Genomic DNA, 8,842 nt, shown 5'->3' on the forward strand with positions numbered 1-8,842 from the left:
CGCGATCACCCGGTTGTTCGGGCCGCGCACCGGCGCCGACACCGACGCGACACCCATCTCCCGCTCCGCCACCGACTGTGCCCACCCGCGGCGCCGCACGCCGGCCAGCGTCGTCGCCGTGTAACGCGCGCCCTGAAGGCCACGGTGCATGCGATCCGGGTCCTCCCACGCCAGCAGGATCTGCGCGCCGGATCCGGCCGCCATCGGCAGCGCGGTGCCCACGGGTACCGTGTCGCGCAGGCCGGACAGGCGCTCCGCAGCGGCCACGCAGACGCGCATGTCGCCCTGCCGCCGGTACAGCTGCGCCGACTCCCCGGTGATGTCGCGCAGCTGCGTCAGCACCGGCCCCGCAGCGGCCAGCAGCCGGTCCTCGCCGGCCGCGACCGCGAGCTCGGACAGCCGTGGCCCGAGGATGAACCGTCCCTGCATGTCCCGTGAGACCAGCCGGTGGTGCTCCAGGGCCACCGCGAGCCGGTGCGCGGTGGGCCGGGCCAGACCGGTGGCCGAGACCAGTGAGGCGAGCGTTGCCGGTCCGGCCTCCAGCGCTGAGAGCACGGCGGCCGCTTTGTCCAGCACGCCGACTCCGCTGGAGGTGGCGTCCAGCATCCGACCCATCTCTAACGGGCGGTTCGCCGCGTCCATCGAACGAGCCGGATCCATCGCCATCGGGCGGTCCATCGCACGAGTGGTGTCCACGGAGCGAGCTGTGTCCATGGAACGATATTGCCATCTCAAATCACGAGACACAAATGCGATGGCCAGTGAGACGGTGAAAGGCTCGTGGGCACCGAGTTCGACGAGAGATCAGCCGATCACCGATCGCCGGAACACCCCAACGGCGGGGCCGGTGAATCCGAAGGAGAGAAGCCGATGGCAGCGAACGCCGCAGCAGCGGTGGCCGGACGGGGCCATACCCTCGCGGAGAAGGTGTGGGACGCGCACTTGGTGCGCCGCGCCGAGGGCGAGCCCGACCTGCTCTACATCGACATGCACTTCGTGCACGAGGTCACCAGCGCGCAGGCCTTCGACGGGCTGCGGCTCGCCGGGCGCCCCGTGCGCCGCCCCGATCTCACGATCGCGACCGAGGACCACAACACCCCGACCCTCGACATCGACAAGCCGATCGCCGACCCCGTCTCGCGCACGCAGATCGAGACGCTGCGGCGCAACTGCGCCGAGTTCGGCATGCGGCTGCACTCGCTCGGCGACGCGGAGCAGGGCGTCGTGCACGTCATCGGGCCACAGCTCGGGCTGTCCCAGCCCGGCATGACCATCGTGTGCGGCGACTCGCACACCTCCACGCACGGCGCGTTCGGCGCGCTGGCCGTCGGCATCGGCACCAGCGAGGTCGAGCACGTGCTCGCCACCCAGACGCTGCCGCTGAAGCCCTTCAAGACGATGGCGGTCAACGTCGCCGGCCACCTGAAGCCCGGGGTGACCGCGAAGGACCTCATCCTGGCCGTGATCGCGAAGATCGGCACCGGCGGCGGCCAGGGCTACGTGGTCGAATACCGCGGCGAGGCGATCCGCGAGCTGTCCATGGAAGGCCGGATGACGATCTGCAACATGACGATCGAGGCCGGCGCCCGGGCGGGCATGGTCGCACCCGACGACACCACCTACGGCTATCTCAAGGACCGTCCGCACGCCCCGCAGGGTGCGGATTGGGAAGCCGCCCTCGCCTACTGGTCCACATTGCGGACGGACGAGGACGCGGTCTTCGACAAGGAGATCGAGATCGACGCGGACGCGCTGACTCCGTTCGTCACCTGGGGCACCAACCCCGGCCAGGGCCTGCCGCTGGGCGAGCGGGTGCCGGACCCGGCGTCGTTCGCCGACCCGAACGAGCGCATCTCCGCCGAGCGCGCGCTGGAGTACATGGGCCTGGCCGCGGGCACGCCGCTGCGTGAGATCGCCGTGGACACCGTGTTCGTGGGCTCTTGCACCAACGGGCGGATCGAGGACCTGCGCGCCGCCGCGGGGGTCATCAGGGGCCGCAAGGTCGCCGACGGCGTGCGCATGCTGGTCGTGCCGGGATCCGCGCGCGTACGGCTCGAAGCCGAGGCCGAGGGGCTGGACAAGGTGTTCACGGACGCGGGCGCCGAATGGCGGTTCGCCGGCTGCTCCATGTGCCTTGGCATGAACCCGGACCAGCTCACCCCGGGCGAGCGCTCGGCCTCGACCTCGAACCGGAACTTCGAGGGCCGGCAGGGCAAGGGCGGGCGCACCCACCTGGTCTCGCCGCTCGTCGCCGCCGCCACCGCCGTCAGCGGTCATCTGGCCGCCCCGTCCGACCTGCTGGAGGTCTGAACATGGACAAGTTCATCAGGCACACCGGCACCGCGCTTCCGCTGCGTCGCTCCAACGTGGACACCGACCAGATCATCCCGGCGGTGTACCTGAAGCGGGTCACCCGCACCGGATTCGAGGACGGCCTGTTCGCAGCCTGGCGCGGTGACCCGGACTTCGTCCTCAACCGCCCGGAGCGCGCCGGCGCCACGGTGCTGGTCGCCGGGCCCGACTTCGGCACCGGCTCGTCGCGCGAGCACGCGGTGTGGGCGCTTCAGGACTACGGATTCAAGGCCGTGATCTCCGCGCGGTTCGCCGACATCTTCCGCGGCAACTCGCTCAAGGGCGGGCTGCTGACCGTGGTGCTGCCGCAGGAGACCGTCGAGCGGATCTGGGAGCTGACCGAGGCGGACCCGGCGGTCGAGGTCACCGTGGACTTGGAGGCGCGCGAGGTGCGCGTCGGCAGTGGCGATGGGGTCACTGCCCTGGCCGCGCCCTTCGAGATCGACGACTACACCCGCTGGCGGCTGATGGAAGGGCTCGACGACATCGGCCTGACGCTGCGTCACGTGGACGCCATCGCCGAGTTCGAGACGAGCCGTCCGGCGTTCAAGCCGGCCACGCTGCCCGCAGCGGTGTGACGCAGCACGGCACAACCAATACGATCGGCCGGGGCGGCACGTCGGGGGGCGTGCCGCCCCGTTGTTCGTTTTGCGGCTTTTAGCCCGCCGTTTTCCGACCTTGCCGGGTCACGGGGCACAATGGACGGGTGCGGGTGGATCGGCGTGCGGATGCAGATCAGGACGGTGACTATGCCGTCGCGCAGCGTGCACCCTCCCCGCCCCAGTCCGGTGAGCTGTTCGATTCCGAGGAACTGCGCCAGCTTTCCGGCTACGCGCGCCTGGCGGAACTCCTCAAGGAGGCGCACGGGGTACTGCGCGGAATGGATCTGGAGCTGCCGGACCGCGCTGATTTCGTGAGGCGCCTGCTGGTCATCACCGCCGCTTCCCGACACGATCAGGATGACGCGATGCGCCGGCTCGAACGATTTCTGCGCGCCGTGGACGAGAAACGCGGCGCGGTAAGTCCGGTGGATTGTCCGGTACCGGACGCCGATAACCCCGCGCTGAACTCGGATTTCGCTGCGGATCAGCCGTCTTCGGTGCGTAAGGCCGGATAGCCGGCGGCTGCCCGGGCTGCCGCCGCCCGGGGTGGAAAGCACTGCGACACAAGGGTGATTGACTGCGCTTGGTGATTGATTCGCCCGATTCATCCCTCTACGGTGCGGAAAAGTAGGCAGTGTCCGGAACGAGAATCCGGGCGCGGCAGAACAGGTTTCCCACCCGTGTGGCGCGTATGGTGCGCCGCACTCGTCCCAGAGGAACGCAACGTGAACAAGGCGCAGCTCATTGACGCGGTGGCCGAGAAGCTTGAGGTTTCGCGGCGGGCGGCCGGCGAGGCGGTCGACGCGGTACTGGACGGGATCACCGGGGCCGTCGTGTCCGGCGACAAGGTCTCGCTGACCGGTTTCGGCACCTTCGAGTCGGCCAGGCGGCCGGCCCGCATCGCGCGTAACCCGCGCACCGGCGAGCAGGTCAGGGTGGCGGCGGCGACGGTGCCGAAGTTCCGCGCCGGGCAGGCTTTCAAGGACGAGGTCAACGGCACCCGCCCGGCCCCGCGCGGGGCCGCGGCCAAGAAGACCGCGGCGCGCAAGACGACGGCCGCCAAGCGGCCCGCGACGCCCGCCAGGCCGGTGGCCAAGAAGGCCCCCGCCCCCGCGAAGAAGGCCGCGGTGCGCAAGACCACCGCGAGCAAGGCGGTCGGCACGCGCACCGCGGCGAAGAAGGCCGCGGTGACCAAGGCGGCGGCCAAGAGCACCGCGAAGAAGTCCACCGCCACGAAGGCCGCGCCCCGGCCGGTGGCCCGCAAGACCGCGGCCATCGCGCCCGCCACCAAGACGGCGGCGAAGAAGACCGCGGCCAAGAATGCGGGTGCCAAGAAGACGAGCGCGAAGAAGCGCTGACGCGGCGTTTCGGACAGGCACGTCAGGCGGGCACTGCCGTCATTCACGAGCGTCGGCTCGCGGGGGGGCGAGACGCATGGATGACGGACGTACGGATCACTGACGTGTGCATCGCAGACGCGGCGGCCCGGGTATCGCGCGATACCCGAGCCGCCACGTCATTTCGCGGGCAGTCCCCGCGATATTCAGGGCACGTGCATTCAGCCGGGCAGCGGGAAGGTGGCCAGCGTCAGCGCCGTGATCCGCCCCGTGGAATCGACGCGCAGCGCGACGCGCTGGCCGGGGCGGGCGAGCCGCAAGCCGCCGGCGTTGAACGCCGCCGCGTCGTAGGCCAGCTCCGTCCCGTCGTCGAGCAGTACGGAACCGGCCCGGGTCACCGGGTCGAAAATGCGCACGGTCGCCTGCATGGGACCAGGGTAATGCCCGGCGTAATGCGCGGAATTCCAGCGTAGGCGGGCCAACGCGGCCGCGGTGTGCTCACCGACGCCGAGCCGGATCGCGTCCTCCAGATCCTCGACCGTGTCGACGTCCCGGCGCAGCGACGGGCCCGCGTCGGACAGCAGCTTCGCGCCGCTGTGTTCGTGCGCGTATCGCGAATTCGGGCCGAAATGCGCCGCGAGCGTGCCACCGGTGTCGGACAACAGCAGCGTCGTGCCGCTGCCCGGGGTATCGGCCACGAACGCGCGGCCCTCCGGGACCGTGGACAACGCGTCGGTCAGGTCGGCGGTCCGCAGGCCGGGCAGGTCGGCGGTCAGGGCTGCGACCCGGCGGTGCGGATCGTCGGCCAGTGCGCGCAGTCGGCCGGACTCGACCGCTGCGTTGAGTCCACCGGGCGCGTCATCGGGCAGAATGCGCGCGCCCAACGCGCTGAGCCGACGTGAGACCGCATCGTCCGCAGTCACCGCGAACACGGCGCCCACCAACGGTGAGGCCGCGGCCGCAACGACCGTGTCGCTGGCGAAGGCCAGGGCCAGCGCGGCGCGCCGCTCCCCGGACAGCGCCAGCCGGGACTTGGCCTCCGGCAATCTCTTGACCGGAATCACCACGGACCACACCGGGAGATCATCCCATGTCCGGCGGGCGAGCTTGGCACCCGGGCGCCCGGCGCGGGAGACTGGATCGCCCCTGCTCTGGCCGGTCCCTCTGGTAAACCGCCGAGCACCGACCGAGAACCACGGAAGAAGGATCGACGGTGGTCCGCCGCGCCTCGCGCCGCAATCCCCGCCCCGGAGCGGCGTTCGTGCTCATCGAAATGATCTGTCGGCCGCTGTTGGCGACCCTGGTCAAGCGGGACTGGCGCGGCCGCAGGAACGTGCCGCGCGAGGGCGGGGTCGTGGTGGTGGCCAACCACTACTCGTTCTTCGACCCGATCTCGATCGGCCACTTCCTGGTCAGGTCGGGCCGCACGCCGCGCTTCCTGGCCAAGGCCGGGGTGTTCAAGAACCCGAGGCTCGGCAAGCTGTTCCGCGCGGCGGGCCAGATCCCGGTCTACCGCGAGTCCCGGGACGCCGCGCTGGCGTTCCGGGACGCCGTCGCCGCGGTCGAACGCGGCGAGGTGATCATCGTGTACCCCGAGGGCACGATGACGAAGGACCCGGATCTGTGGCCGATGACCGGGAAGACCGGCGCGGCGCGCATCGCCCTGCGTACGGGGGCGCCGGTGCTGCCGATCGCGCAGTGGGGCGCGCAGGACGTGCTGGCCCCGTACTCGAAGAAGCCGACGATCTTCCCGCGCAAGACGCTGAAGGTCACCGCCGGCGAGCCGATCGACCTGAGGGCGAAGTACGGCCGCGAGATGAACAGCGAGACGCTGCGCGTGGCCACCGAGCACATCATGGACGTCATCACCGGGATGCTGGCCGAGATCCGCGGCGAGCAGCCCCCGGCCGTGCGCTTCGACCTGGACGCCGTGTCGTCCGAGCCGGAGGGGCAGGCGTGACCCGAGCCGCCGTCTTCGGCACCGGCAACTGGGGAACCGCGTTCTCGCTCGTGCTGGCCGACGCGGGCACCGAGGCCGTGCTGTGCGGGCGCCGTGCCGAACTGGCCGAGCGGATCAACCGCGACCACGAGAACGCCGAGTACCTGCCCGGGATCGCGCTGCCCGACTCGGTGCGCGCCACCACTGATCCGGCCGAGGCGTTGCACGGCGCGGACTTCCTGGTGCTCACCATCCCCGCGCAGAGCCTGCGCGAGAACCTCTCCCGCCTCTGTCCGCTGCTCGGCCCGGCCACCGTGCTCGTCTCCCTGATGAAAGGGATCGAACTGGGCACCTGCATGCGGATGAGCCAGGTCATCGCCGAGGTGACCGGGGCGGGCCCGGAGCGGATCGCGGTGGTGTCGGGCCCGAACCTGGCCCAGGAGATCGCCGAGCGGCACCCCGCCGCGTCCGTGGTCGCGTGCGCCGACCGGGCCGTGGCCGAACGGCTCCAGAAGGCCTGTCACAGCCCGTACTTCCGCCCGTACACCAACGCCGACGTCATCGGCTGCGAACTCGGCGGCGCGGTGAAGAACGTGATCGGGCTGGCCGCCGGGATCGCCGAGGGCATGGGGCTCGGCGACAACACCAAGGCCTCGCTGATCACCCGCGGACTGGCCGAGACCGCCCGGCTCGGCGTGGCGCTCGGCGCCGATCCGTACACCTTCTCCGGGCTGGCCGGGCTCGGCGACCTCGTGGCCACCTGCGCCTCGCCGCTGTCCCGCAACCACCGCTTCGGCAGGCTGCTGGGCACCGGGCACACCGTCGCGCAGGCGCAGGCGCTGGTGCGGCAGACCACCGAGGGCGTCAAGTCCAGCGAGTCCGTGCTCGAACTCGCCCGGCGGCACGGGGTGGACATGCCCCTGGTCGAGACGGTGGTCGCGGTGGTGCACGAGGGCCGCTCTCCGCGCGAGATGCTGGCCGCGCTGATGGCCCGCTCGGCGAAGTCCGAGTCGTTGTACTGAGCAGGTGCGGGCGGCGAGACGATCGGCCGAGACGATATGGTCACGTGTCTATGAGCGAGTCCACGACTTCAGCCTCCCGGCAGCGGAAAACCCGGATCGCGGTCGTCTTCGGCGGCCGTTCCTCCGAGCACGCGATCTCCTGCGTCACCGCGGGCAGCGTGCTGCGCGTCCTCGACCCCGAGCGCTACGAGGTGCTGCCGATCGGCATCTCCACCGACGGCCGCTGGGTGCTGATGGCGGGGGAGGAGACCACGGCGCTGGCGATCACCGACGGCCGGCTGCCCGCGCGGATCGACGAGACCAGCGGCGCCCTGGTGACGATGGCCGCCGACCCCACCGCGCGGGAACTGACCGTGCACGAGCCCGGCTCGGTACCCAAGGTGCTCGGCGAGGTGGACGTCGTCTTCCCGCTGCTGCACGGCCCCTACGGGGAGGACGGCACGCTCCAGGGCCTGCTGGACCTGGCCGGCGTGGCGTACGTCGGCTCCGGGGTGCTCTCGTCGGCCGTGTCGATGGACAAGGAGTTCATGAAGCGGCTGCTGGCCTCCGCGGGCCTCCCGGTGGGCCGGTACGTCACGGTGCGCCGCGGCGAGTGGCTGCGGGACCGGCAGGCGGTGCAGGAGGCGGTCGCCGGGCTCGGCTTCCCCGTCTTCGTCAAGCCCGCCCGCGCGGGCTCGTCGATGGGCATCTCGAAGGTGCACGGCCCCGAGGAACTCGCGGCCGCGATCGAGGAGGCGCAGCGGCACGACCCGAAGGTCGTCGTGGAGGCCATGGTGCGGGGCCGGGAGATCGAGATCGGCGTGCTGGCCGGGCCGGGCGGGCGGCCCCGCGTCTCCGCACCGGCCGAGATCAAGGTGCGCGGCGGGCATGAGTTCTACGACTTCCAGGCGAAATACCTGGACGGCTCGACCGACGTCGTCCTGCCGGCCGAGCTGACCGACGGCCAGCTCGCCGAGCTGAACCGGCTGGCGCTGGCCGCGTTCGAGGCGCTCGAATGCGAGGGCCTGGCCCGGGTGGACTTCTTCCTGGCCCAGGGTGATGGCCAGGACGACCCGGCGGCGCAGCCGTACTGGCTGGTCAACGAGGTCAACACCATGCCCGGTTTCACGCCGACCTCGATGTACCCGCAGATGTGGGCCGTGTCAGGGGTCTCCTACGCGCAGCTGGTCGACACCCTCATCGCCGAGGCGTTGGCCCGCCCGACCGGATTGCGGTGACTAACGAGCCCGAGTCTGGCCGGCGCTCGCCGACGGCTCACCGGTGGGTTGCGGCGCGATGTCCGCGCCCTGCTTGCCATCGTCGCGCGGCGTCGCTGCGATGACCGCCGCGGACAAGTCCACGAGGGGATTCGTCTCCGGGCTGTATGCACTGGGTACGTCCACCTCGACGTACACAGCGCGTTGCGCGGCCGTGAATCGGTAACCGTCGCCTGTCTTCTCGATGAGCCATGCGACGCCGTCGATATACGCCTCGTCTGCGGTGGGGTTGTATGACTTCGAACCCGGACGCAGGATTTCCGGTTCCGGCACGCCGCAGCGCAGCGTGATCGGCGGGTCGCCCCAGGCCGCCGTCATCGGCGAGCCTGGGGCG

10 protein-coding genes are annotated in these 8,842 nt (G+C 71.1%); 7 read left to right on the forward strand and 3 right to left on the reverse strand.

Going from position 1 to position 8,842, the window contains the following annotated elements:
* The coding region (locus VGS97_RS26245; RefSeq protein WP_414641837.1) for an IclR family transcriptional regulator at positions 1-606 on the reverse strand (606 nt) is incomplete at its 3' end.
* A gap of 264 nt (positions 607-870) precedes the next feature.
* Here VGS97_RS26245 and leuC point away from each other — a divergent pair.
* The 4 genes from leuC to VGS97_RS29685 all read left to right on the forward strand — a co-directional run bounded on the left by leuC (position 871) and on the right by VGS97_RS29685 (position 4,312).
* Positions 871-2,310, forward strand: coding sequence for a 3-isopropylmalate dehydratase large subunit (gene leuC, locus VGS97_RS26250; RefSeq protein WP_326856335.1), 1,440 nt, complete (start codon positions 871-873; stop codon positions 2,308-2,310).
* A 2-nt stretch (positions 2,311-2,312) separates the two neighbouring features.
* Positions 2,313-2,930, forward strand: coding sequence for a 3-isopropylmalate dehydratase small subunit (gene leuD / locus VGS97_RS26255; RefSeq protein WP_326856336.1), 618 nt, complete (start codon positions 2,313-2,315; stop codon positions 2,928-2,930).
* A gap of 128 nt (positions 2,931-3,058) precedes the next feature.
* Positions 3,059-3,469 (forward strand): hypothetical protein, encoded by a 411-nt coding sequence (locus VGS97_RS26260; RefSeq protein ID WP_326856337.1) that lies wholly within the window; start codon positions 3,059-3,061, stop codon positions 3,467-3,469.
* A gap of 210 nt (positions 3,470-3,679) precedes the next feature.
* Positions 3,680-4,312 carry an HU family DNA-binding protein gene (locus VGS97_RS29685; protein ID WP_349262268.1) on the forward strand — a complete coding sequence of 211 codons (633 nt, stop codon included), beginning with the start codon at positions 3,680-3,682 and terminating at the stop codon, positions 4,310-4,312.
* Positions 4,313-4,512: 200 nt separating this feature from the next.
* Here the strand turns inward: VGS97_RS29685 and cofC are convergent, their stop codons facing one another.
* The gene (gene cofC, locus VGS97_RS26270; protein ID WP_326856338.1) at positions 4,513-5,367 is read right to left on the reverse strand and encodes a 2-phospho-L-lactate guanylyltransferase; all 855 of its coding nucleotides are present in this window, start codon (positions 5,365-5,367) and stop codon (positions 4,513-4,515) included.
* A gap of 137 nt (positions 5,368-5,504) precedes the next feature.
* On the opposite strand from cofC, the gene VGS97_RS26275 reads away from it, so the two are divergent.
* From VGS97_RS26275 to VGS97_RS26285, 3 genes are read left to right on the forward strand one after another with little or no spacing between them, the layout of a single operon-like run.
* Positions 5,505-6,251, forward strand: coding sequence for a lysophospholipid acyltransferase family protein (locus tag VGS97_RS26275; RefSeq protein WP_326856339.1), 747 nt, complete (start codon positions 5,505-5,507; stop codon positions 6,249-6,251).
* Entirely contained in the window at positions 6,248-7,252 is a 1,005-nt protein-coding gene (locus VGS97_RS26280; protein WP_326856340.1) for an NAD(P)H-dependent glycerol-3-phosphate dehydrogenase, read from the forward strand. The genes VGS97_RS26275 and VGS97_RS26280 overlap by 4 nt, the downstream gene beginning before the upstream one ends.
* Before the next feature lie 50 nt (positions 7,253-7,302).
* Positions 7,303-8,469, forward strand: a complete 1,167-nt coding sequence (locus tag VGS97_RS26285) for a D-alanine--D-alanine ligase family protein (RefSeq protein ID WP_326856341.1) — start codon at positions 7,303-7,305, stop codon at positions 8,467-8,469.
* Here VGS97_RS26285 and VGS97_RS26290 read toward each other — a convergent pair.
* On the reverse strand, positions 8,470-8,842 hold a 373-nt coding region (locus VGS97_RS26290; RefSeq protein WP_326856342.1), incomplete at its 5' end, for a DUF3515 family protein. It lies immediately after the preceding gene.

Source organism: Actinocrinis sp. (assembly GCF_035946395.1).
GTDB lineage: Bacteria > Actinomycetota > Actinomycetes > Streptomycetales > Catenulisporaceae > Actinocrinis.

Bases quoted from the DNA above. Each gene is read 5' to 3' on its own strand.
- leuC (WP_326856335.1), top strand. From the start codon at position 871: ATGGCAGCGAACGCCGCAGCAGCGGTGGCCGGACGGGGCCATACCCTC.
- leuD (WP_326856336.1), top strand. From the start codon at position 2,313: ATGGACAAGTTCATCAGGCACACCGGCACCGCGCTTCCGCTGCGTCGC.
- VGS97_RS26285 (WP_326856341.1), top strand. From the start codon at position 7,303: ATGAGCGAGTCCACGACTTCAGCCTCCCGGCAGCGGAAAACCCGGATC.